This window comes from Streptococcus sp. 20925_1_77, assembly GCF_041432125.1.
In the GTDB taxonomy this organism is placed as follows: domain Bacteria; phylum Bacillota; class Bacilli; order Lactobacillales; family Streptococcaceae; genus Streptococcus.
In genome coordinates, this window is record NZ_JAPVZB010000002.1 from 105787 (window position 1) to 131995 (window position 26209).

23 protein-coding genes and 1 other annotated feature are annotated in these 26209 nt (G+C 35.5%); all 23 genes read left to right on the forward strand.

What is annotated here, in order from left to right; genetic code table 11:
- Positions 1–78 precede the first annotated feature (78 nt).
- Positions 79–588, forward strand: a complete 510-nt coding sequence (locus tag O3626_RS01820) for a dihydrofolate reductase (protein ID WP_371494901.1) — start codon at positions 79–81, stop codon at positions 586–588.
- Positions 589–796: 208 nt separating this feature from the next.
- The gene (clpX, locus tag O3626_RS01825) at positions 797–2029 is read left to right on the forward strand and encodes an ATP-dependent Clp protease ATP-binding subunit ClpX (RefSeq protein ID WP_347112240.1); all 1233 of its coding nucleotides are present in this window, start codon (positions 797–799) and stop codon (positions 2027–2029) included.
- Between the two features lie 11 nt (positions 2030–2040).
- Entirely contained in the window at positions 2041–2643 is a 603-nt protein-coding gene (gene yihA / locus O3626_RS01830) for a ribosome biogenesis GTP-binding protein YihA/YsxC (RefSeq protein WP_070662235.1), read from the forward strand.
- A gap of 149 nt (positions 2644–2792) precedes the next feature.
- The gene (locus O3626_RS01835; RefSeq protein ID WP_371494904.1) at positions 2793–3497 is read left to right on the forward strand and encodes a glucosaminidase domain-containing protein; all 705 of its coding nucleotides are present in this window, start codon (positions 2793–2795) and stop codon (positions 3495–3497) included.
- Positions 3498–3653: 156 nt separating this feature from the next.
- Positions 3654–4451, forward strand: a complete 798-nt coding sequence (locus O3626_RS01840) for a formate/nitrite transporter family protein (RefSeq protein ID WP_129299234.1) — start codon at positions 3654–3656, stop codon at positions 4449–4451.
- Positions 4452–4512: 61 nt separating this feature from the next.
- Positions 4513–4647: a sequence feature (ribosomal protein L10 leader region), on the forward strand.
- A 38-nt stretch (positions 4648–4685) separates the two neighbouring features.
- Complete coding sequence (gene rplJ / locus O3626_RS01845) at positions 4686–5186, forward strand: 50S ribosomal protein L10 (RefSeq protein WP_009731084.1); 501 nt, start codon at positions 4686–4688, stop codon at positions 5184–5186.
- Between the two features lie 76 nt (positions 5187–5262).
- Positions 5263–5631: a 50S ribosomal protein L7/L12 gene (rplL, locus tag O3626_RS01850; protein WP_003016256.1), complete on the forward strand. Its 369-nt coding sequence runs from the start codon at positions 5263–5265 to the stop codon at positions 5629–5631.
- A gap of 157 nt (positions 5632–5788) precedes the next feature.
- On the forward strand, positions 5789–6793 hold the full coding sequence (locus O3626_RS01855) for a hypothetical protein (RefSeq protein ID WP_371494906.1): 1005 nt from the start codon (positions 5789–5791) through the stop codon (positions 6791–6793).
- A gap of 213 nt (positions 6794–7006) precedes the next feature.
- Positions 7007–10627, forward strand: a complete 3621-nt coding sequence (locus tag O3626_RS01860) for an Eco57I restriction-modification methylase domain-containing protein (protein ID WP_371494908.1) — start codon at positions 7007–7009, stop codon at positions 10625–10627.
- Between the two features lie 14 nt (positions 10628–10641).
- Positions 10642–11706: a hypothetical protein gene (locus O3626_RS01865; RefSeq protein WP_371494910.1), complete on the forward strand. Its 1065-nt coding sequence runs from the start codon at positions 10642–10644 to the stop codon at positions 11704–11706.
- 294 nt (positions 11707–12000) lie between these two features.
- A complete protein-coding gene (locus O3626_RS01870; protein ID WP_371494912.1) occupies positions 12001–12357 on the forward strand; it encodes a hypothetical protein in 357 nt (118 codons plus the stop codon).
- Positions 12344–13615 carry an FtsK/SpoIIIE domain-containing protein gene (locus O3626_RS01875; protein WP_371494914.1) on the forward strand — a complete coding sequence of 424 codons (1272 nt, stop codon included), beginning with the start codon at positions 12344–12346 and terminating at the stop codon, positions 13613–13615. Before O3626_RS01870 ends, O3626_RS01875 begins: the two co-directional genes overlap by 14 nt.
- A gap of 326 nt (positions 13616–13941) precedes the next feature.
- Complete coding sequence (locus tag O3626_RS01880) at positions 13942–14625, forward strand: replicative protein (RefSeq protein ID WP_371495110.1); 684 nt, start codon at positions 13942–13944, stop codon at positions 14623–14625.
- Positions 14612–14836: a DUF3173 family protein gene (locus tag O3626_RS01885; protein ID WP_371494916.1), complete on the forward strand. Its 225-nt coding sequence runs from the start codon at positions 14612–14614 to the stop codon at positions 14834–14836. Before O3626_RS01880 ends, O3626_RS01885 begins: the two co-directional genes overlap by 14 nt.
- Positions 14837–14854: 18 nt before the next feature.
- Complete coding sequence (locus O3626_RS01890) at positions 14855–16033, forward strand: tyrosine-type recombinase/integrase (protein ID WP_371494918.1); 1179 nt, start codon at positions 14855–14857, stop codon at positions 16031–16033.
- A gap of 314 nt (positions 16034–16347) precedes the next feature.
- Positions 16348–16791, forward strand: coding sequence for a hypothetical protein (locus O3626_RS01895; RefSeq protein ID WP_009731083.1), 444 nt, complete (start codon positions 16348–16350; stop codon positions 16789–16791).
- Positions 16792–16938: 147 nt separating this feature from the next.
- Positions 16939–17391 carry a hypothetical protein gene (locus tag O3626_RS01900; RefSeq protein ID WP_070588963.1) on the forward strand — a complete coding sequence of 151 codons (453 nt, stop codon included), beginning with the start codon at positions 16939–16941 and terminating at the stop codon, positions 17389–17391.
- A 108-nt stretch (positions 17392–17499) separates the two neighbouring features.
- Positions 17500–17949 (forward strand): hypothetical protein, encoded by a 450-nt coding sequence (locus O3626_RS01905; RefSeq protein WP_070449982.1) that lies wholly within the window; start codon positions 17500–17502, stop codon positions 17947–17949.
- Between the two features lie 177 nt (positions 17950–18126).
- The gene (locus O3626_RS01910; RefSeq protein ID WP_118397805.1) at positions 18127–19863 is read left to right on the forward strand and encodes an ABC transporter ATP-binding protein; all 1737 of its coding nucleotides are present in this window, start codon (positions 18127–18129) and stop codon (positions 19861–19863) included.
- A 13-nt stretch (positions 19864–19876) separates the two neighbouring features.
- Positions 19877–21655: an ABC transporter ATP-binding protein gene (locus tag O3626_RS01915; RefSeq protein ID WP_155124870.1), complete on the forward strand. Its 1779-nt coding sequence runs from the start codon at positions 19877–19879 to the stop codon at positions 21653–21655.
- Positions 21656–21845: 190 nt separating this feature from the next.
- Entirely contained in the window at positions 21846–23873 is a 2028-nt protein-coding gene (locus O3626_RS01920; protein WP_371494921.1) for a glycosyl hydrolase family 28-related protein, read from the forward strand.
- A 115-nt stretch (positions 23874–23988) separates the two neighbouring features.
- A complete protein-coding gene (locus tag O3626_RS01925) occupies positions 23989–24495 on the forward strand; it encodes an N-acetyltransferase family protein (RefSeq protein WP_371494923.1) in 507 nt (168 codons plus the stop codon).
- 129 nt (positions 24496–24624) lie between these two features.
- Entirely contained in the window at positions 24625–26199 is a 1575-nt protein-coding gene (gene cls, locus O3626_RS01930) for a cardiolipin synthase (protein WP_371494925.1), read from the forward strand.
- The last annotated feature ends 10 nt before the right edge of the window (positions 26200–26209 follow it).

Here is a 26209-nt window from a genome sequence, read left to right on the forward strand (position 1 = left end):
CTCTAAACTAGATAGTTGAAATCAGTCTTTTATAAGAAAATTTGATAAAATAGAAGTATCAGTGTAAAGGATGAGAGAATGAAAAAGATAATTGGTATCTGGGCTCAAACTGAAAATGGCATTATTGGAAAGGACCAAGTGATGCCTTGGTATCTGCCAGCTGAGCTTCAGCATTTCAAAGAAACAACCATGGGGCAAGCGATTCTCATGGGAAGAGTGACCTTTGATGGTATGAAAAAACGGGTTCTACCAGGTCGGACTAGCATTATCTTAACGCAAGATCAAGCCTACGATCCTGAAAATGATGCTGTACTCGTCATGCACAGCAAAGAAGAAGTCTTAGAGTGGTATCAGAACCAAGAGAAGAATCTTTACATTATTGGAGGCAGTAAGATTTTAAGGCTCTTCGCTGACCAGTTGGAAGAGTTAATCCAGACCATGATTCATGCAACGATTGATGGAGATACATTGGCACCAAAATTTGAAGAGAGCCACTATGAAAGAGTCCATCAAGTCCATCATCCAAAAGATGAGAAGAACCCATATGATTTTACGGTTAACTATTATAAGAGAAAGGATTTAGACTAATGGAGCGAAGTGTCTTTGGTTTTTTTACAGCTGTCCTATGTGTCATCTGTTTGATTTGCGCCTTACAAACCTTTCGTAAAAAACGGTTTGGCCTCGCTATTTTATTCTTACTAAATGCTTTTACCAATCTTGTGAATTCCATTCACGCCTTTTACATAACCTTATTTTAAACTAAACAGAAACAGAAAATGACAGAAAGAGGAAATACATGCCAACGAATCAAAATAATGATATGATGGTTTATTGTTCATTTTGCGGAAAGAGTCAAGATGAAGTCCAAAAAATCATTGCAGGGAACAATGCGTTTATCTGTAATGAATGTGTAGAGTTAGCACAAGAAATTATCCGTGAGGAGCTAGCAGAAGAAGTCCTTGCAGACCTTAGCGAAGTTCCAAAACCAATCGAATTGCTCAATATCTTGAACCACTATGTGATTGGTCAAGATCGTGCCAAACGTGCCCTTGCTGTAGCGGTATATAACCACTACAAACGCATCAACTTCCACGATACGCGCGAAGACGAGACAGATGTTGAATTGCAAAAATCAAACATCCTCATGATTGGCCCTACTGGTTCAGGTAAGACTTTCTTGGCCCAAACCTTAGCACGTAGTCTGAATGTCCCATTTGCCATTGCAGATGCAACAGCCTTGACAGAAGCCGGTTATGTGGGAGAAGACGTTGAAAATATTCTCTTGAAACTTCTTCAAGCAGCTGATTTCAACATCGAGCGTGCAGAACGAGGCATCATCTACGTCGATGAAATCGATAAGATCGCTAAGAAGAGTGAAAATGTCTCTATCACGCGTGACGTTTCTGGTGAAGGGGTGCAACAAGCCCTCTTGAAGATTATCGAAGGAACTGTCGCTAGTGTACCACCACAAGGGGGACGCAAACACCCTCAACAAGAGATGATCCAAGTAGATACCAAGAATATTCTCTTCATCGTAGGAGGAGCCTTTGATGGAATCGAAGAAATTGTTAAGCAACGTCTCGGTGAAAAAGTCATCGGTTTCGGTAAGAACAATAAAGCCATCGATGAATCCAGCTCTTACATGCAAGAAATCATTGCAGAAGATATTCAAAAATTTGGAATTATCCCAGAATTGATTGGACGCCTTCCAGTCTTTGCGGCTCTTGAGCAATTGACAGTTGACGACCTTGTCCGTATTCTAAAAGAGCCACGCAATGCCTTGGTAAAACAATACCAAACCTTGCTCTCTTATGACAATGTTGAATTGGAATTTGACGATGAAGCCCTTCAAGAGATTGCGAATAAAGCTATCGAAAGAAAAACTGGAGCTCGTGGACTTCGCTCGATTATCGAAGAAACCATGATGGATGTCATGTTTGAAATTCCAAGTAAAGAAGATGTCAAACTTATTCGAATCACAAAAGAAGCTGTAGATGGAACTGAAAAACCAATTCTTGAAACAGCCTAGAAAGATAAAATATGGAAATTAACACACATAATGCGGATATCCTCTTAAGCGCTGCAAATAAGAGTCATTATCCTCAAGATGAGATTCCAGAAGTTGCACTTGCCGGTCGATCAAATGTCGGCAAGTCTTCTTTTATTAATACTCTCTTAAATCGAAAGAACCTAGCCAGAACATCTGGTAAACCAGGAAAAACCCAATTGCTAAATTTCTTCAATATAGATGATAAACTCCGTTTGGTAGACGTACCTGGTTATGGCTATGCACGTGTCTCTAAAAAAGAGCGCGAGAAGTGGGGACGGATGATTGAAGAATACCTCACCAGTCGTGAGAACTTAAAAGCAGTCGTTAGTCTAGTCGATTTTCGTCATGAACCTTCTGCAGATGATGTTCAGATGTATGAATTCTTAAAATATTATGAGATCCCTGTGATCTTAGTAGCGACCAAGGCAGATAAGATTCCACGTGGAAAATGGAACAAACATGAATCTATTATTAAGAAAAAACTGGATTTTGATCCAGCAGATACTTTTATTGTCTTTTCTTCGGTAACCAAGGAAGGACTAGAGAAGTCATGGGATGCTATTTTGGAAAATGCGTTTTACGAAATAAATTGAAATGACATGAAAATGTCATTTTTGTTTTGGATTTATCTCGCAATTGTAATAGAAGTGTAATATAAGTGGCTTTGTTTTCTTCTATTTATATGGTATAATCTCTATAAAGATAAAAGATGATAAAAAAACAATTGGAGATAAATTGTATTATGAAGAAGAAAATACGGAATAAAACGAAATTGTTTGGTTTGTTCGTTTCTGTATTAGCAGTGGGGACATTTGCTGCTGCTATGAGCGAGCACGTAACATCAGTTGGTGCTAATGATGGAACTTACCAAGCATACTCAGACCCAACTGAAGCTTTCATCTCACAAATTGGTGAGTCAGCTCGTCAGCTTGGTCAAGAGAATGATCTTTATGCTTCCGTTATGATTGCACAAGCGATCTTGGAAAGTGGATCAGGACAGTCTGGTTTGGCTTCTTATCCACATTACAACCTTTTCGGTATTAAAGGAAGTTATGCTGGTCAATCCGCAGTGATGCAAACTTGGGAAGATGACGGTGCTGGAAATGCCTATACGATTAATGACGCTTTTCGTTCTTACCCATCTTACTATGAATCATTGCAAGACTATGTAGCTGTTTTGAAACAAGGACATTTTGCAGGTGCTTGGAAGAGCAACACCTCTAGTTATCAAGATGCAACAGCAGCGTTGACAGGGGTTTATGCGACAGATACTAGCTACTACGCAAAGCTCAATCATATCATTGAAACCTATAATTTGACTCAATATGATTCACCAAATGTTCAAGGTGGTATTACAGGTTCGGTATACAATCCATATCGTCAACAGTTCACTTCACAAGAAATCTTGAATTTGGATATCGCTTGGGCGAACCGTTTGAATTATTAAAACTAAAACAGGCAGATGCCTGTTTTTTATTATTTCCTGGAATATGATTTAAAACGTATATATTTTGAATTTAAGAATTTTTCCTGAAAACCTTTTCAAACTATTTTGTCTATGATATAATGATTTTATTCACAAACATTATATAAGGAGAATAGTATGTCTGAATCTAATTTTATTCAAAAAGTTGGAGCGGCGTGTAATAAGAAAGAGGATCTTTATCAGAAATCTAAAACTCGCTATGCAGTTCGCTCTATTTTTGCTGGAGGATTTCTTACTTTAAGTACGGCGGTCGGAGCAGTTGCTGCTGACTTATTAAATAGCTTTGTACCTGGAACGGGTCGTTTCCTATTTCCATTCATCTTTGCCTGGGGGTTGGTTTACCTCTTATTCTTAAATGCGGAATTAACCACCTCAAATATGATGTATTTGACGGCAGGAACCTATCTAAAGAAAATTCATTGGAAGAAAGCTTTGGAGATTCTTCTTTATTGTACCTTCTTTAATTTAATTGGTGCTTTAATCGTAGCTTTTCTGTTCAATCAAACCACAGCCTTTGCTCATATCGATCCAAAAGGATTCCTAGCTACTGTTGCAGAAAATAAACTCCAACGGAGCAATCAAGTGGTCTTCTTTGAAGGTGTCATTGCCAATGTTTTTGTAAATATTGCTATTCTTTCTTATCTATATTTTAAAGATGAAACAGCGAAGGTGCTCTTAGCCCTATCTGCTATTTATATGTTTGTCTTTATGACCAATGAACACTTGGCGGCTAATTTTGCTTCTTTCTCATTATTAAGCTTTAATTCAGTATCTAGCCAATTGCCACATTTTGAGTTTTTAAATATTTTACGTCACTATGGTGTTACCTTCTTTGCCAACTGGGTAGGAGGAGGAGTCCTAATGGGACTAGCCTATGCTTGGTTGAATAATATTAAGAGTCTTTACAACGACTAAAAAATATAAAAAAAGTTTGCAAAAGTACTTGCATTCTTTTTTTATATGTGATAAACTAATTTACGGTTTGAAAAAACTGCCTAAGACAGTAGGGGAGCTCGACTCATAAAAATCCTACCGAGGACAAAACGTATCAATTAAAAGAAGCGTATTGTACTTTCGTGTCTAGGTTTGGGCGCGTTTTTCTTTTGGAAAAATTCCCCAAGCAAAATAATTACGGAGGTGAACACACTAATGAGTGAAGCAATTATTGCTAAAAAAGCGGAACTAGTTGACGTAGTAGCCGAAAAGATGAAAGCTGCTGCATCAATCGTCGTTGTAGATTCTCGCGGTTTGACAGTTGAGCAAGATACAGTTCTCCGTCGCAACCTTCGCGAAAGCGAAGTTGAGTTTAAAGTTATTAAAAACTCAATCTTGCGTCGTGCAGCTGAAAAAGCTGGACTTGAAGATCTTGCATCTGTGTTTGTTGGACCATCTGCTGTAGCATTTTCTAACGAAGATGTTATTGCACCAGCGAAAATCTTGAACGATTTTTCTAAAACTGCTGACGCACTTGAAATCAAAGGTGGTGCAATCGAAGGCGCTGTCGCATCTAAAGAAGAGATCCTTGCTCTTGCAACTCTTCCAAACCGCGAAGGACTTCTTTCTATGCTCCTTTCTGTACTTCAAGCGCCAGTGCGCAACGTTGCTCTTGCAGTCAAAGCGGTTGCAGACAACAAAGAAGACGCAGCTTAATCTTAAGCTACGCAGCGTAGCCTAGCTACAAAAAACAAAAACATAAAATATAAAAACTTATTTGGAGGAAATAACAATGGCATTGAACATTGAAAACATTATTGCTGAAATTAAAGAAGCTTCAATCCTTGAATTGAACGACCTTGTAAAAGCTATCGAAGAAGAATTTGGTGTAACTGCGGCTGCTCCTGTAGCTGTTGCTGCAGCTGGTGCTGCTGACGCTGGTGCTGCTAAAGATTCATTCGATATCGAATTGACATCTGCAGGCGACAAGAAAGTCGGCGTTATCAAAGTTGTACGTGAAATCACTGGTCTTGGTCTTAAAGAAGCTAAAGAACTTGTTGATGGTGCACCTGGCGTTATCAAAGAAGGTGTTGCTACAGCTGAAGCTGAAGAAATCAAAGCTAAATTGGAAGAAGCTGGAGCTTCAGTTACTCTTAAATAATCGTTCATTGATTGTTTAAGGGGGAAAGCCGAGTTTAAAAGCCTTTCGTTATTCGTATAGGCGATATATTAGGTGTCGTTTCTTTTGAAACTTCCCCACAAACACCCCCACAAAAAATTGTGGGGGTGTTTGTATTTTCTATTAAGGGAATTAAAGTATGGTCAATGTATTTTTTTATAACACTGTTAATGATTTTAAAGCAGATAACCCCATTAGAAATCAGCCCATTAGTTTTACAGATAAAGACTTTATCAGATATCTTATAAATTTAGGGTCTTATTCCAATAAAAGTCTTAGTTTTAATGGTTGGAAATTCTATTTTAGCTTAGTCAAAATGGCTATAGTAGAAGACAATAATATTTTAAAAATCTCAGATGATTACTATAATGCAGAGTCGTCAATAAAAACCGCAATTTCATATTTTATTGGTAGTTTGTCAGCTTATGCACTAGCCGAAAAAGTTCATAGAGTTTCTCATTTATACCATTTAAAAGATCCAATTATTAATAATATAAATCGTTATAATGCTTACAATAGAAAAACTCCTGATTTTTTTGGTTTGAAGAATTTTAATTTAGGGTCTCCCATTTTAATTGAAGCTAAAGGTACTTCTAAGTCAAGGTTAGATCCCGTAACCGTAACTAAAGCCAAAGATCAAGTAAATGCCATTAGCTCTATAAATTTCAGAGGTTCTTCTCAACCAATTACACACTTTGAAAGACATGTAATTGGGGCTTATTTTAAAGGTAGAGAATTAAACTTTTGTGATATTGATCCGAATGAGACTGGTAGCATAATTTATGAATTTGATGCTGATTCAGAGACTTTGATGTACTATAGAAACATTATGTTTCTTTTATTATTTAATTCTAATTCTGCTAGAACTATAACTTTAAATGATAATAATGATTATATTGTTGTTGAATTTGAAGGTTATAATATTGGATTGAATACTTTAATTTTTAATAGGTTAAAGAACTACTATAATATTGATCAGTCTGGAAAGAATTTTATAAATATCAGTGAGCTAGAGAAAGATAATGAAACTAGCTTATTCGATAATATTTTTAGGTTATCGACTGAAATAAATTCTCCTTATGATGATCAGTTACAAGAGGATCCTTCTATTTCTCTCGGAAGAGATGGAATAATCGTCTTCTAATTTATATCTCAATGTTGATTAATCTTATAATTTGATAGTTAAAACTTGATAATGGACTTCTCATTTGAACTCATCTCATAAAATTCTCCCATAATTTTTGTGGGGGTATTTTTTTTGCTTAAATTTGATGTATAATTATATTGTATTCTAATCTAATCTATTTAATTAATCATACCTTTGTTATTAGATAGATCGTTTTTTATAGGAGTTATTATGGCGATCAATGAGTTAAGTTTAAAAGGTTCTATGAACCGATCTGTTCAGGCTATTATGCCATTAGATGGAGATAAGGAAACCTTTGGGAAGAAGTTAGTTACTTATCTTACTCATCTATATGATAATCAAAGAGAATCCGAGGAATATCAAAAAAATTTATTAAAATCTTTTCTTGAAGAGCTTTTACCACATAATTTTATTAATACATCAAATAGAATAGATTTAGCTATTTATAACGGGAAAGATTCAAATTCTACTTTAGGCGTTATTTTTGAACACAAAAGTTTAACAAATAAAACAGAGATGATGGCTAAGGATAAAATTAATTCTAAGGCTTTTCAGGAAATTGTAGCTTATTACTTAAGAGAGCGATTATTTGAACATAATCTAGAGATAAAAAAATGTATTGTTACAAACGGTCTATCATGGTTTGTAATTGAAGCAAAAGAAATCGAAAAACATTTTACAAAAAATAAGAAGTTAGTCGATCTTGTAACTAAATTCAAAAATAATCAACTATCTAGCAATACGACTGATTTTCTTTATAATGAAGTTATATCTCCAGCAATAGATTTAGCGATTGATAAAGGGATTGAAATAGCCCATTTTGATTTACGAGATGCACTTGTAAAAAATAGTAAGTCAATTGAAATAAAGAAAAATAATTTGACTCAACTATACCGTTTCTTTACTGCAGAAAATCTTTTAAATAAGGAGATATTTACAGATTCAAATAAGTTAAATAAGAATTTCTATGATGAACTTTTATACTTGATGGGTCTTGAAGAATCTAAAGTAGGGACTTCAAAAATTATTTCTCGTTTAAAACCATCCAAACGCCAACAATATTCTTTCGTTGAGAATATTATTGAGAAGCTAGAAGTGAAAGATGTACCAAAAGATAGACAAGAAGATATTGCTATTCAACTGACTGTCATTTGGATGAATAGAATTCTATTTTTAAAACTTTTAGAATCTCAGTTAGTTCTATTTAATAAAGATGAATCATATCGTTTCTTAACGTATGATAAATTACCGAGTTTCGAAGAAATTTATACATTGTTCTTTGCTGTTCTTGCTAAAAAAGTGACAGATAGAAATGAGCGAGTTCAGAAAAAATTCGGCTATGTACCATATTTAAATTCATCACTATTTGAAGAAAATGAATTAGAAGTTTCCCGTGAAGGAATAGGAATCGATCGTTTGCCAGAAGGTGATATTGAGATTTATTCAAAAACATCGCTTAAAGGGTCTAACAAAAAAAGAAAAAATGGGAAGATTAATTTCATTCAATATCTATTTGAATTTTTAGATTCCTACGATTTCTCAACAAGTATTTCTCACCATGAAAAATCAAAAAATGATTTAATTAATGCTTCTGTACTTGGTTTAATTTTTGAAAAAATTAATGGATATCGAGAAGGGTCTTTCTATACACCAGGTAACATAACTATGTATATGTCTCGAAAAGCTGTTCGAATGGCAGTTGTTGATAAAATAAATGATGCTATGTCATGGGACTGTATAAGTATAGAGGATGTGAAATTTCAAATTCGGTCCATGGAAATCGCTAAAAAGGTTAGTGATATAATTGACCAGATTAAAATATGTGATCCTGCGGTAGGTTCAGGGCATTTTTTAGTATCCGTTTTAAATGAAATTATTGCTTTAAAAACTGATTTAAATGTTCTTTTTGATTATGAAGGAAAGTATATCGGTAATATAATTCAATGTTATGTTATTAATGACGAGTTAATTATTCAAGATATGTCTGGTAATAATTTTGTGTATCAGGTAGGAAATGATTTATCAGAAAGAATTCAAAAATCTTTATTTAGTCAAAAAAGACAAATTTTAGAAAATACTCTATTTGGTGTGGATATAAACCCTAGCTCAGTAAATATTTGTCGTTTGCGTTTATGGATTGAACTATTAAAATCTTCGTACTACTATAAGGATGATGAGACTAATCAACTAGTTTTAACAACTTTACCAAATATTGATATTAATATTAAGGTTGGGGATAGTCTACTTCATAAATTTGATTTTAATTATGAGTTTGATTTACGTAGAAACGATTTCAAAGAATATCTGGATTTAGTTCGTGAGTATAAAGATACAAATAATAAGGCAACAAAGGCAAATATTTGGGATAAAATTGAAAGACTAAAATATTCTTTTGATGACTTAGCTTCAAGTCCAGAATTAAAAAAACTACATAAACTGATCTCTGAAAAAAATAAAGCAGGTGCAATTAGTCTTTTTGAAGAAGAGAATAATAATGAGGAATATTTGTTATTAAGCAAGCAACTTGAAAAAGCTAAAAAAGAATTTGATGAACGTTTGAAAAACCCCCTTTATGCAGGTGGCATGGAGTGGAGAATGGAATTCCCTGAAATTTTGGGAGAAAATGGTGAATTTATTGGATTCGACTTAGTTATTGGGAACCCTCCCTATATTTTTGCTAGTGATCAGTCATTTACTGAAGAAATGAAACTATACTATTTAAAAACCTATCCTTTAAATAATTACCAAGCAAATACATTTGGACTGTTTTTAGAACTTGCTTTTTCATTAATAAAAAATGGTGGTGGTGTATCTTATATTATTCCTAACTCATTTTTAACTATTAATCAATATAAACCATTACGTCATCATATTTTAAAAACGTTTGATGAGATAACTTTTATTAATTCTAAAGATAAAATTTTTGATGAAGCAGCTATTGATGTTTGTATTGTTGACATGTTCAATAAAAGACCAAAAAAAGTAGTGCTTGGAGAAATCACAAAGGGTGAAGTAAATATTATAACAGAAACAGAATCAGAATTACTTTTAAAGCAAGATGTTATTACTATATCAACAATTGATAAATATTCAACAAATATATTATTAAAAATTGAAAGTAATTCTAAAGTACTTGAGGATAATTATGGTCATATAAAAGATGGTTTGAAGATTTTTGAGAGAGGAAAAGGAACACCGAAGCAACCTGATAATAAAGAAGAGTTTCAAATATTTAAAAATTCTAGACCTTTCTTTTCAAACATAAAAATTGATAATAGCTATAGAAAATTTTTAACAGGTTCTGATTTACAAAGATATAAAATAAACTGGTCAGGGCAGTTTTTATCATATGGAAAACATTTAGCAGCGCCCAGAAATTCAGCTATTTTTGAAGGAGTTAGGATATTAATTGCAAGAATTCCAGTAAAATCAAACTATATTTTCAGAGCTACATTAGTAGAAGAGAATTTTGTACATGAACAAAGTATTGAAGTAATAAATGAAATTACCGTAAACCCAAAATTTTTAATTGGAGTTTTAAATTCTAAGGTACTTTCTTACTATGCTATTAATAAATTTGATTTTTTGCAAAGAAATACTTTCCCTCAAATGCGATTAACTCAAATTAAGAAATTCCCAATACCAAATTCGACAAAAGAACAACAAGATTCAACAGCGATACTGGTAGAGCAATTGATGGATGAAATGAAGAAAGAAACACCAGATTCTGAGTTGGTTAGAAAGCTTAATCTTGATATTGATAATCTAGTCATGGATTTATTTGGTTTAACTGAAGAGGAGAAAAAAATTGTTTCTGAATTTACTTTATAAATATTGGAGTTGAAATGAGTTTTTTTGAAGATGAATTAATAAAAAAGGTTTCAGTAAGATTTCGTGAGTTAAGAGGATCAAGACAAATAGAAACAATTTCGTACGGACAAAAATCTACAATTAAAAGAATAGAATCAGGGAAGAATATAAAAAGTGGAAATTTTATTCCAGATAGCTTATTGGAAGACTACTCCCGAATATTTAAAATAAAAAAAGATCGATTAATATTTGGGACAGACAATGAAATAGCCGATCTTCTTGAATCTACTTTTTATAATTACTTTCAAGAAATCTTACTTAATAGGAAAGTTAGTGGTAACTTATGTGAATTTAATAGATCTTTTATAGATTATTTATGTATTTTTGCCGAATTTTCAACATGGTATAACTTTAATTTTAATAAAAAATGTAGTTTATTATTTTTTACACCTTGGATTACTATTAAAAGGAGATTAGTAAGTTCCTTTAAACATTATGTGATTGAAGTTATCTTTAATGATGAAGGACAATCATTTAAATTTGTTGAAATAAATAGACAATTTCATAGATGGCTTGAATTTGAACTTGGTAATTTTTTCTTTCCAGAGATTATTGAATTATTAAAAAAAGATACTATTTTCAAAATTGGTTATATGGTTAATACTTTAGCAAAAGAATTTATAGAGTATGATTTACCAACATTAAATGATGATTCAATACCATTCAATTATTTAAGATTAAAAACACATGTTTCCCCAATTACTGTAAAGCTTAAAATAGATGAAAAATATAGAACTATATTGAAACGCATTCATCCTAATAAAGATAATAAAGATAATAAAGATAATAAAGTAGGTATGAAAGAATTAGTTCCTGTATATAAAATTTTAAATAGAAATGAGTTTTTGGATCATGTAAAAAATAATTCAATTAAATTCGGTGGAAAAGTACCTGGAATTTTAAAAATAAATAGTAAAGCATCAAAATTTGTACAATTGGAATTAAATGATCTATTTTTAAATGAAATTAAAACACTCACTAACTATCAGAATTATCTTTTAGAGCTAATCATGTATCAGGAATTAGAAGATTTTTTATAACACTTTATATACTTAAAAAAGAGATATATTTTTATATATATTTCTTTTTTTATGTTCTAATTTAATAACTTATATAACTAATTATTAATTTTAATAGTCTAACATTTCGTCTAAAATTCTTAATTTAAAAGTATACCAAATTTTATACTAACTATGTATTTTCTAGTTATATAATTATTTTATCAGATCACAGCAATGATTTGATGGCATCTGATAATAGAGTTGCAAATCTATTTTCAAATGAATAAAGAAGTTGCTGATTCTTTATTTCAAAATATAAAGAGGTAAATAATTATGACACTAAAAAATTTAAGAAGTTTTATAAAATTCGATGAATCATTCTTCGAAAAAAAAGAGTTGGTTTATTTAAATTGTAGACTCACACAAGATAAACGTTTAAAAGTAACGTTACTTATTGTTGAAGATAATACAAACTATCAAAACGATCAAAAAAACCTTGGTGAACAAGTGGTCATTACTGTTTTGAATAAAGGGATTGATGATTATTCTTCTTTTAAACCATTACAAACAGTATGTAAGGTTGTAAATATTAGTAAAGCCACGGTTTATGGCGAATATCAAAATCAATTGTCAATTACTGCAGATGTAATTTTAGATTCACAAGGAAATAAGCAACATGAAAAGAGTTAGTATAAATTGGGTATATCCGTTTTGGGGAAGTCGGATTATATTTTTATTCTTTATAGTAGTAGTTCTTTTTATCGATTTATATTTACTGCCATCGATCAATTTGAGATTGAGTATAAATCAATTTTTGATTGTATATTCTTTAGAATTACTACTAGTTTCTTTATTTGTTTTTGGTCAATTTAATAGGAGTAAGTATTTAAAACAGAAAAAGTTATATAAATTTATTAAATTAAATCAACTATACATTACACAAATAACTGAAACTAAAGAAATAAAATACATTGAAAGCTTGGAAATGGAATGGATTGATGATAAAAATGACACAAGTACTTTTACCATTCGTGTATTCAATATAGGTGGACTACTTAGTCATAAAGTTAATGATCTTGGAAGCAAGTTGGAAGCATACTTAGGGAGAAGATTGATATCTAATGAAAAGCAGTTAACATACACCGATTATATTTTTGAATTAATAAAAGATGAACGATTAAAAGTATCGGATTTAAACTTAGAAAAAGGTAGAAATTCAAAAGTAATTCAACTCACAAAAAAAATATCATACGATATCAGCAAAGCTCCGCATGGTTTAACAGTTGGTACAACAGGTTCAGGAAAAAGTATGTTTTTGAACTATAAAATTTTACAATATGCATCGATGGGGGCTGATATTTATATCTGTGATCCGAAAAATGCAGATTTAAGTTTATTGAGATATGTTAATGGTTTTTCAGAAAAGAATGTCGCTGTTAGCTCTAATCAAATCTGTAAAATACTTAGAGTGGTAAATTCTAAAATGATGAGTAGGTACGATAAATATTTTTCTAGTCAAGAATCATTTGGTAAAGATTTTTCGGATTTTGGGCTAAAACCAATCGTAGTTTTTATTGATGAAGTTACAGCTTTTGTAAAAGTATCTGATAAAAAAATCGCTGAAGAAGCTATGTCTTACATTTATAACATAGTGATGATGGGGCGACAGGTTGGTGTATTAACTGAGATATCTTTACAACGCCCAGATACAAGTATTCTTGATGGAGCTATTAGGGATCAATTAAGTTGTCGTGTTGCACTTGGCAATCTATCAGAAGATGGATACAGAATGGTTTTTGGTTCAAAGTTTAAGGACTATAAATCAATTGAAATAAAAGGAGGAGGTCATGTACAGATTGATGGGAAAATGACTTTACCAACTTATTTTGAAACTCCATTTTTTGATAAAAATTTTGACTTTTTAAAAGAATTGGAAAAATATTATTAGAGCACTTTCGAAAGTAAAGAATAGGGGTGCTCAGCTCAGAGAGCTAGAGCAAGTGGAGCGTCCCTCTTTCTTTACTTTGAGAAATGTGCCTAGCAATAGAAGCTTGCTTCTATTGCTTTTAACTTGATAAACGTCAAACAATAGAACAATAAGGAAAGTTAGGAGTGAAAGTAAATAATTCAAAAGTACATGCAGGAGCTATCGTAAAATCTTATAGATATGGTAATACCCTAGAATTAACAACTTCTAATGGAATACATAAGCAGACCATAAAAGTACTTCCGAATAAAAAATATGTTGTTTTGGAGACTGGGGAAATATTTGATATGGATACAAGTGGAGAAACAAGAAGTGATAATATAAAGTCAACTCGTATTACAATGAGGAAGTTAAGGCGTCTTATTTCTCATAACTTCAATGGTGATAAAAATGAACTTTGGATAACGTTGACCTATGCTAAGTACACTAATGAAATTGAAATTGTTTATAGAGACTTTAAATTATTTATAAGAGATTTAAGAAAACAATATTCAGATTTAGAGTATATCAATGTGATTGAACCACAAGCTAGTGGGAGTTGGCATTGTCATCTACTTATAAAAGCACCTAAAAGAAGTTCTCTTTATATTCCAAATAAAATTATTGAAGAGTGCTGGAAAAAAGGTTTCACTAAAACTAAAAGGCTTAAAAATAGTGATAAAGTAGGTAATTATGTTGTTGCATATTTAACAAATTTGGAAATAGATGATAATCAGAATACAAAAAAATACGTCAAGGGTGCACGACTATATTTATATCCAAAAGGTGTCAGGATTTATAGGTGTTCTAGAGGAATAAAAAAACCAATTGAAATAACAGCTACTAAAGGAGAAGTAATGACTATCAATGGACTAGATATCGATTTAGATGCCAATTATTCAAAAAAAACAAATCATATTATTAGCACAGGAGATGAGATTAGTTATATTACAGAATTCTACAATATAGGAGATAAGAATGAAGACAGTTAATCATAAAGATATTATGAAACTTGGTTTTTCTAAAACAGCTTCAAAAGAAATAATTAAGCAAGCTAAAAAGATTGCTATAAATCAATTTGATGAATCTTTGAATTCTTCAAATAATATGGTAAAATTAAGTAAATCGCCTTTCGATAACAAAAGACTTGATCTTGCACCTAGTTTTATTGTGGAAGAATTACTCGGCTTTCAATTTACTTAACGAAAGGAATTGAAAGCAATGTCAAAGAAATATAAAGGAGTATTTAGAGATAGTAAAGGAAGAATTTACTGTCAGACAGAATTCAAAGCATCAGCTACAGGTAAACGTCAAAGATTTAAAAGATATCGAAATATATGGGGGAAATCTTTTTCGACTGAAAAAGAGGCATATGATGAGTTATGTCGAGCAAGAGTTGAATTTTACGACAAATTTGATTATAGTGATTATAATCTAAATTTTGAACGGTATATGTTGGAGGTTTTTTTACCTTACTACAAACAAACGGTACAGGATAGCACATATAGAACCGCAATCACTCAATTTGATACATTCATTGAGAGATTTGGAAAAATGAAATTACGAGACATTAAACCTCGTGATTGTGAAAAGTTTCGTTTAGAACTTATTAATAAGTATTCTGCGAATTATGCAAAATGTGTTTGGATACGATTTAAACAATGTCTAGGTTATGCAGAAAGAATGGAATATCTCAAAACATTCCCGTGCAAGAGTCTGGATAATCCAAAAGGTAAAAGACCAGATACAAAATTCTGGACTTTTGAAGAGTTTAAGAAAGTTATTTCAACTTTTGATTTAACTGATTATGAAGATCTTCACCGTTTTACAACAACTTGGTTATACTATATGACTGGTGTACGTGTTAGTGAAGGTTTTGCTTTACTTTGGTCAGATTTTGATAAAGAGAATAAACGTATCTTTGTTCACTCAACTTTAGAAGCTTTAAAAGGTGGTATCTATAAGCGTAAAGAGCAGACAAAAACCGAAGCAGGTATAAGATATATAGACTTAGATGATGAAACAATAAAAGTGCTTGAACGTTGGCGCTCAATTCAGATTTCTAATTCTAATCAAGATTATATTTTATCCAAGTTTGGTGAACCAATGGTAAAAAGCACTTTGACAAGAATGTTAAAGCGTCATGCAAAGTTGGCTGGAGTTCCAGAAATAACTGGTAAAGGATTGCGTCATTCACATGATTCATTTATGATCAATGTTCTGAAAAAGGATGTTTTAGAAGTATCTCAGCGTTCTGGAAGAATTGATAAAGCTACAACATTAAATACATATAGTCATTACTATAACGCAAACAATACAACTCTTGGAAATGAAATTACTCAACTTCTTAAACAGGAAGGAGTTGGAGCGACACCCCCATATACACCCCTACAAAAATAAAGTAATAAAAAACAAGCTTTACACTTAGTCTTTTGAGTATCACGCTCAAATTACTCTTAAATAATCGAGTTTCCAATCAAAATGAAAACCGAGGTTTAGGCCTCGGTTTTTTTGTCGTTGAAAATAATGATGATAGAATGTGAATAGATTGCTTTTATAAAGCTAACATGTGTAGCTCTCTTTATTTTCTCTCAACCCTACTAAATAGTGCAGTTTTAATGATGTTACAATCATTTTACATTTACTTTATTCCCTTGAGATGTTTCTGATTTGTTGCTATAATGGCTATAAATCATATCATGAAGGAGAAGATGATGAAAAATTTTAAACGTCTTTTGTTAGCTGTTGTAGCTGTCTTTGCAGCCGTCCTTTTGGTAGCTTGTGGTGCTAAAAGCGATAATGGGACATATGTGTTTGAGCCTACTAAGGATGAAATCAAAGATATTATGCCAAGTGAATTTCAATCTTTGATAGGTGATAATTACTCATTCACTATTTCGATTACAATCAATGATAAGAAAGGTGAGATGAAAGTAGACACGAATGCAGGTGGTCAAAATGTTAATCAAGTGATTGAGTTGGAAGTAGACCAAAAAGCTAAAACACTTGTCTCAGAAAATGAGTATGGAAAAGCGGAAATTACTTATCAAGTTTCAGGAAATGTGTTAACGATTAAGGATGTGAAGAATTCTTTGATGGGTGACACAGACATGTTTAATAACTACATGAAAATTGCTAAGTTCAAAAAAGTTAAATAAGCAATCAGGGCGGGATTTAAATTCCGCCTTATTCTATTTCTTTGTTGATACAAGAAATATTACAAGAATATGACATTTATAAACTTTCATTGCCGTGTTTATGAATTGTTGATATAATAGGGTGAATCTAACTAAAAAGGAGAAGTTATGAAAAACTTTAAACGTATTCTTTTGGCTGTAGTAGCTGTTTTTGCAGCAGTCCTCTTGGTGGCATGTGGTGCCAAAAGTGATAACGGGACTTATGTCTACAAACCATCAAAAACTGAAGTGAAGGAAATTCTTGAAGAACAAGGTGCTCCAAGTTCAAGTGTAGATGCATTGATCGACAATGTTAAATTGGAAGTTTCAGTGACCATTAAAGATAAAACAGGTAGCCTTAAAATTAAAGGTGAAATGATGGGACAAAAGACTGACCAATCATTTGATATGAAAGTTGACCAACAAAAGAAAACTCTTCAATCAAAAACAGGTGAAGGTGAAAAGGTTAAATACAAAGTTTCTGGCGATGTATTCACTTTTGATTTATCTGGAGAGAAAAGTTCTGATCACGCAGCCGCTTTGGAAATGTTTAAAAACGCTAAATTCAAGCGTACAAAATAATACAAGAGAAGGGCAGAGGTTATCTGCTCTTTTTCTTCTTTATAATATCTTGAATCAGAATTAGAATAATGGTAAAATCTGATTATAAAGTACATTAGGAGATTGATTATGAAAATATTTAAACGTATTCTTTTAGCTTTCGTTACAGTTTTTGCAGCAGTCCTCTTGGTGGCATGTGGTGCCAAAAGTGATAACGGGACTTATGTCTACAAACCAACAAAAACTGAACTCAAGAAGATTCTTGAAGAGCAGGGCTTATCAGGTAGTCAATTAGAGTCTATTGGAGACGTTATTAATTTTGAAGTTTCTATTAAGATCAAAGATTCTAAAGGAACCCTCAGCATCGCGGGTGAAGTCGCTGGTCAAAAGAATGAGCGATCTTATGATGTTAAAATCAATCAAAAAGAGAAAACAATCTCGTCAAATGATGGTAGAGGAGAAAAGATTACATATAAGGTCGATGGTGACTATTTGACATTTGATCTTTCTAAGTTAAGTAATAGCAACCAAGGGGATCTTATGATTCTTAAAAATGCTAAACTCAAACGCACGAAATAATGCAAGTGAAGAGCGGGGAAACCTGCTCTTTTGCTTTACTTTTATGACTAGTTTGGTATAATGAATGAGACTACAGATGGGACTGGGGCAGGAATGATTTTCTTTGAAAATGATTTCGTCTCACTCCCTCTTTTCTGTGTGATCAAGGTTATTATTTATGGAAAAGGAGAATCATCTATGCTATATATTTGGTCTTACTTGAAAAGGTATCCCAAGTGGCTAGCTCTGAATCTATTTTCAGCGGTCCTGTTTGTTATTGTCAATTTGGGCTTGCCAACGATTCTAGCTCGCATGATTGATGAGGGGATTAACCCGCGTGATGTGGATCGGCTGTATTTCTGGGGCTGGGTCATGTTTGTGATTATTTTGCTTGGGATTGTGGGACGGATTATCTTGTCTTACGCGGTTGGCCAGCTAACGACTACCATGGTTCGCGATATGCGCAATGACCTCTATGCTAAGTTACAGGAGTACTCGCATCACGAGTATGAGCAAATCGGGGTATCGTCATTGGTCACTCGATTAACTTCTGATGCCTTTGTTTTGATGCAGTTCGCGGATTCTATGTTGAAGATGGGGGTCATCACTCCCTTGATGATGGTTTCCAGTGTTCTCTTGATTCTGACGACCAGTCCTTCTTTAGCGTGGATTGTAGCGGTTTCTGTACCATTTCTTGCTGTCGTCGTCTGGTATGTAGCAGTTAAGACACGTCCTCTTTCCGAGAAGCAACAAAAGACCCTCGACCATCTTAATCAATTTGCGCGTGAAAATTTGACAGGGCTTCGTGTGATTCGTGCCTTTGCCCGCGAAGAATTCCAGGAAGAGAAATTTGCGGCTGAAAATGAAGTCTATGCGGAAAACTCAAATAAATTGTTCAAACTAACTGGTTTGACAGAACCCCTATTTGTGCAGATCATCATTGCTATGATTGTGGCGATTGTCTGGTTTGCTTTGGATCCTCTTCATGACGGTAGTTTGAAAATTGGGGATCTGGTTGCCTTTATTGAGTATAGCTTCCACGCGCTCTTATCTTTCCTTTTTTTAGCCAATCTCTTTACTATGTATCCTCGGACTGCGGTTTCTAGTCGTCGGCTCAAGGAAATCATGGACATGCCCATTTCGATCGATCCAAATGAGAATGGTGTAACAGAAACAGCATCTCGTGGCTATTTGGAATTTGACAATGTCACCTTTGCTTATCCAGGTGAGACAGAGAGTCCAGTTCTTCACAACATTTCCTTTCAGGCCAAACCTGGCGAAACCATTGCCTTTATCGGCTCGACCGGTTCTGGGAAATCTTCACTTGTGCAGTTGATTCCTCGCTTCTATGATGTAACACTTGGGAAGATTTTGGTGGATGGTGTGGATGTCCGTGACTACAATCTGAAAGCCCTTCGCCAAAAGATTGGTTTTATTCCGCAAAAAGCCTTGCTCTTTACAGGAACCATTGCTGAGAACCTTCGTTATGGGAAAGAAGATGCCTCTGTACAAGAGCTAGAGCAAGCGGCTGAAATTTCCCAAGCCAAGGAATTTATCGACAGTCGTGAGGAACGCTTTGATACGCATTTGGCAGAAGGTGGTAGCAACCTTTCGGGTGGTCAAAAACAACGCTTGTCCATCGCTCGTGCCGTTGTCAAAGATCCAGATGTCTTTATTTTTGATGATTCCTTCTCTGCCCTAGACTACAAGACGGATGCCACTTTGCGGAAGCGTCTTAAAGAAGTTACCGGAGATGCGACCGTCTTGATCGTAGCGCAACGTGTGGGAACCATTATGGATGCGGATCAAATTATTGTATTGGACCAAGGGGAAATCGTTGGTCGAGGAACCCACGATGAATTGATGGAAAGCAATGAGATCTATCGTGAGATCGCTAATTCCCAGCTCGACAGTCCATCATTAACAGAAGAATAGAAAGGAGAAGCAGATGAAACAAGAACAAAACAGTTTTAGTAGACTATGGACTTATTTGAGAGCCTATCGCTTGGAAGTTTGCTTGTCCATTTTCTTAAAAATCCTGAGTGTCGTCATGAGTGTTGTCGAACCCTTTGTTTTGGGGCTTGCGATTACTGAGTTGACAAAAAATCTCATGGATATGGCAAAAGGCCTTGCGGGAGCTGGTCTTAACACCTCCTATATCGCGATCATTATGACGCTCTATCTATTCCGTGGGGTCCTCTATGAGTTGGGATCTTATTATTCCAACTATTTCATGACTAATGCTGTTCAAAAGACCGTTCAGGACATGCGAAATGATTTGTCCCATAAAATCAATCACATTCCCGTTTCTTTTTTTGACCGGCATCAGTTCGGAGATTTGCTCGGACGTTTTACTAGCGATGTCGAAACTGTCTCGAATGCCTTGCAACAGTCCTTCTTACAAATCGTTAATGCTATCTTTACCTTGCTCTTTGTCATCAGCATGGTCTTGTACTTAAACATGCAGCTGGGGCTAGTGGTCATTTTGTCCATTCCGATCACTTATTTCAGTGCTCGATTTATCATGAAAAAATCGCAGCCTTACTTTAAAGAGCAGGCAGATGTTTTGGGGGCAATGAACGGCTTTGTGCAAGAAAATTTAACAGGCTTTAATGTCCTTAAGCTCTACGTCCGGGAAAAATCTTCTCAGGAAGAGTTTCATGATATTACCCATCATCTTCAAAAAGTAGGATTCAAGGCTAATTTCATTTCTGGCTTAATGATGCCGATATTAAATGGGATTTCAGATTTGACCTATCTCATTATCGCTTTGTTTGGTGGCTTACAAGTGTTAGCAGGTCGTTTGACTGTCGGGAACATGCAGGCCTTCGTTCAATATGTTTGGCAAATCAACCAACCGATTCAAAACTTGACCCAATTGGCAGGACAGCTACAAAGTGCTAAGTCGTCTCTAGACCGGATTTTCCAAGTTATGGATGAGCCAGATGAAGTGTCAGATGTGACAGAAACCCTCTCTGGAGATTTGACAGGTCAAGTTAGCTTTAAAAACGTGGATTTCCAATATGTAGCGGACAAACCCTTGATTCGTGATTTCAACCTAGAAGTCAAACCAGGTGAAATGGTGGCCATTGTCGGACCGACTGGAGCTGGGAAAACAACCCTGATTAATCTGCTGATGCGCTTTTACGATGTGACTGCAGGATCGATTACGGTGGATGGTCATGATATTCGTCATCTATCTCGCCAAGATTACCGCAAACAATTCGGAATGGTGCTTCAGGATGCTTGGTTATATGAAGGAACCATCAAAGAAAACCTTCGCTTTGGTAATCTCGAGGCAACGGATGAAGAAATTGTGGAAGCTGCCAAGGCAGCCAATGTCGATCACTTTATCCGGACACTCCCTGGTGGTTACAATATGGAAATGAACCAGGAGTCTAGCAATATTTCTCTAGGGCAAAAGCAGCTCCTAACCATTGCGCGTGCGCTCCTAGCGGATCCTAAAATCTTGATTTTGGATGAAGCGACGTCTTCTGTCGATACGCGTTTAGAACTCTTGATTCAAAAAGCCATGAAGAATTTGATGAAAGGGCGGACTAGCTTTGTCATTGCTCACCGCCTGTCTACCATTCAAGAAGCAGATAAAATCCTTGTCCTCAAAGATGGCCAAATCATCGAGCAAGGAAATCACCAATCCTTGTTAGCAGATAAAGGATTCTACTATGAGCTCTACAATAGCCAATTTTCAAATAAAAAAGCGGAATAAGCTCGTGTCATCAAAAGAGGTTTGAGAAAGCATTCTCAGCCTCTTTTTTCTTACTCACTTTTATTACTACATAAAAAGGTTAACATTTCTGCAACAAATTGATACAGAATATTCACACAATTCACCTTGTTTGTCATGATAATTTTTATTAGGATAGAATCGTTGTAAAAAATATAAGGAGAAATGTGTCATGAATCATTTAAACAAAGATATCATTTTTGGCATTCGTAAGTCTAAGCTTGGAGTCTTTTCTGTCGTGATTGCGATCATGGGGGCTTGTTTTTTAACTGGACAATCTGTGGCAGCTGATCAAGTTGGAGAGCAGGCACAAGTCCAAACACAAGGGCAAGAAGCGACAACTTCTGATCCCGCAAGCTCTCAAGTAGATACCAGCCAATATGGAGCATCTATGCCTTACACCCGTTATGAGGCAGACAAAGGGAACCTCCTTGGAAAGGCAGAGGTAGAGCAGTCTCAAGACAGTCACTCAACAGCTATTGAAGCTTCTGATCAGACTTATGTCGCTTTAAAAGAAAAAGGAGATGGTGTCTCCTTTAAGGTAAATGAACCAGCCAATGCTTTAACCGTACGCTACACGGTACCAGATGGAGCCAGTGGACAACTCGATGTTCAGGTGAATGGTCACAGTGTTCAACAATTGGATCTTTCATCTACGTCTAACTGGCAGTATTTGAATGACAAAGGTGTTTATGATAGTGCTCAGGCGGATACACGCGCTCGGTTCCAATTTGATGAAGTACACAGCCTCCTTCCAGGACTTCAGCTTCAAAAAGGAGATGTGGTTTCACTGGTGAAAAACAGGTCAGACGACGTCCATTATGGTCTTGACTTTGTGGAATTTGAGCAAGCTCCAGACCTGATTGCTCAAGGGGATAACGCTATCAATATTGTTTCTAAAGGAGCTACGCCAAACGACGATACTGATGACAGCCAGGCCCTCTATGATGCGATTTATGAAGCTAAACAAACCGGAAAGAATGTCTATATCCCAGCTGGGCGATTTAATCTCAATCGAAAAGTCGGTATCGATGCTTCCGATATGAAGATTTCAGGGGCTGGTATCTGGCATACCCAACTGCATTTTACTAGTGACCAAGCTGGTGGCGGTGGATTTGACTTCCTTCACCAAGACAACCATGTTGAATTTAGCGATGTCTATCTGTCCTCCAACCTTCATTCACGCTATGGTGAAAACGCTCAGTACAAGGCCATTTCTGGAACGCCAGGGAAGAATTCTCATATTCACGATATTTGGGCTGAACATTTTGAAGTCGGCATGTGGATTGGCGATTATGCTAGCAAAAATGATATGAAGTACACAGATGGTCTAGTAGTAGAAAATGTCCGTTTGCGAAACAACCTGGCTGACGGAGTCAACTTTGCCCAAGGGACTAAGAATTCGATTGTCCGCAATTCTAGTATTCGTGGAAATGGAGATGACGGACTAGCCAGCTGGTCAAGTATTGCGGATGGAACAGAATCAGCAGTAGCAGAAAACAATAAATTCTTGCACAATACGATTGAACTTGGTTGGCGTGCTGGTGGTGTTGGGATCTTTGGTGGAAAAGGCCATGAGATTGCCTACAATCGGATTAAAGACAATATCGGGGATGCCGGAATTCGCTTGACGACTGTCTTTAAGGGTCATAACTTTGATCTGAATGAAGAAGGAATTCGGGTTCACCACAATCTCTTGGAGCGTACAGGGACGAAGAGCGATATCTACAACAAGCATCGTGGATCGATTGATGTTGAAACGCGCTATGGAGATATTAAAAATGTCACCATTGAGGACAATGTATTTGTAGCGCCATTTGATACAGGTGTGACTGATCACCTCAATCCAAATGGAGGTATCCTAAACCATGTCGAAGTCAGTAACAATCAAACCATGAGTCAACTCTCTCATCCAGCTCAAGCAGGATTATCTGCCTCTACTTCAAAATCAGCTGGACAAGCCTTGAAAGTGAAAGAAAAACCCCTTCAAGTAAGCGCAGTGAAAGCTTCCCTTCAACCATCGAAAGTTCAACCGTCTAAAAAACAAACCGGTCTGAATCTTAAACAAGCAAAGACAGTCACTAAAACAGTCAAACCTAACTATGTCTTAAAAGCAACAAATTCCAAGCAAAAGAGCTTTTTGAAAGCTCCGAGTGCTTTATTCCTTTACCGGATGATGGGGTTACGTCAAACGGTTTAAGAAGGATGGAAATCCTGGATACAATTCCAGGATTTTTTGCTTGCTGCTAGTCCTTCATTGACAGTGAGAAGGCATATCGGTATACTAGGTATAATCTAATGAGGAGGCCACCATAATGATTCGACCCGTTCAGCTCAGCGATGCAGCAGCTATCCGAGCGATTTACCAACCTTATGTGACAGAGACAGCCATTACTTTTGAGGTTGATGTGCCGACTGTCCAGGAATTTGAAAGTCGCATCATAAAAACGCTGACCCAATTTCCTTATTTGGTCGCAGAAGTGGATGGGAAAGTTGTGGGGTATGCCTATGCTTCGACCTATTATGCACGCGCTGCCTATGATTGGACCACTGAATTGTCTATTTATGTAGCAAAAGAAGTGCGTGGACAAGGGATCGGATCGGCCCTTTATACTGCCTTAGAAGAGGAGTTGCAAGCACGAGGCTACTTACGCTTTCTGGCTTGTATCGCAGTTCCGAACGAAGCGAGCATTTCCATGCATGAAAAGCGAGGGTATGTCCAAGTGGCTCATTTCCCAAAGATTGGCTATAAGTTTAACAAATGGCATGATATCGTCTGGATGCAAAAGACGATCGAAGGGCCGGTGAGAAAAATACAGTAGAAATCACGACATTTGTAAATCGCAATAGTTAATTATCCCTGACTTTTTCATAGGCTAAAATGATACTAATAAAATTACTGAAAGAGACCGGAAAGTTGTGATGGTCTCCCCTACATGAAAGGAGCCTTTATGACTGAAGAACAAAGTGCTAGGCTGTTACCTCAAAAGCCCTCCAGATGGGCCAAAATTCTACTTAACCGAAAGGTTCCCATTCTTCTGTTCTTCTTACTGGAATTGGCCTTTCTTGTCTTTTCATATCTCAGTCTACAAGAGCATTTCCCATCCATTATCTTATGGGAACACTTGTTGAGTGTCTTTACCTTCTTTTACTTGCTCAATCGTTCCATGGATTCTCGTTCCAAACTGTCCTGGGTGATTATCATTGCCCTCTTTCCAATTTTTGGGACGGCTCTGCTTTACTTTTCGTTAGCTGATTTGGGTGTGAGACGCTTGAAGAAGCGGCTTGAGGATGCTACAGTGCAGGCATCCGATTATCTAAGCACCGATCCAGAAGTTGCTGATTATTTATCCCAAAGTGATCGCCAATTACAGAAATTAGCTTATTTTTTGGAGCATAGTTCAGCCCAGTTTCCTATCTACAGCAACACAGAGGTTACCTATTTTCCACTTGGAGATGACATGCTTCCAGCCTTGTTGGAGGATTTGAAAAAGGCCGAGCGTTATATCTTCATAGAATATTTCATCATTGACGAAGGGATCATGTGGGGCGAGATTTTAGCCATTTTGGAGGAGAAGGCCAAGGCAGGTCTGGATGTTCGTGTCATGTTTGATGGGATGAATGAGATGACTACCTTGTCCTATGATTATATCGAGCGACTGCACAAGGTTGGGATTAATGCTCAGGCCTTCTCACCAGTCAAGCCTATTCTATCAACCTATTACAATTACCGAGACCATCGAAAGATTACAGTGATTGATGGTCAAGTTGCTTATACTGGTGGCGTTAATATCGCTGATGAGTATGTCAATAAACGAGAACGCTTTGGTCATTGGAAGGATACGGCCCTTCGATTAGATGGTTCAGCAGTTCAAACGCTAAAAGCTCTCTTTTTGACCATGTGGACAGTGACCGGAATAGAAGACAAAGCGGATATGGAGCGCTATCTACAAGAAAAACCTCAACAAAGAAAGAGTCAGGGCTTTGTACTCCCTTATGGCAATTCACCATTGACCTATCACAAAGTGGCTGAGGATGTTTATCTTCATTTACTGAATACATCGACCGATTATGTTCACATCATGACCCCTTATTTGATCTTGGATGACGAATTGGTTCGAGCCATGACATTTGCGGCCAGACGAGGTGTGGATGTTCGTATCATTATGCCAGGGATTCCAGATAAACAGTATGCCTTTGATATTGCGACGACCTATTTTAAAGCCCTCTTGGATGCTGGCGTCCGTATTTTCCGTTATACCCCAGGCTTTGTCCATGCTAAGGTTTATGTTTCTGATAGCCAACAAGCGGTGGTAGGAACCATTAATACAGACTACCGAAGTCTCTATCAAAATTTTGAAGATGGGGTTTATCTCTACAAAAATCTGGAAGTGATTAAGATTGAACAAGATTTTGAGAAAACCCAGGCTCTCTCAGAGGAAGTTACTCTGGATAGCTTGTCTAAAATGCCTATAACTCATCGTCTGGGTGGCTATCTCTTTTCTTTGATTGGACCTTTGATGTAAAAAAGGAGGC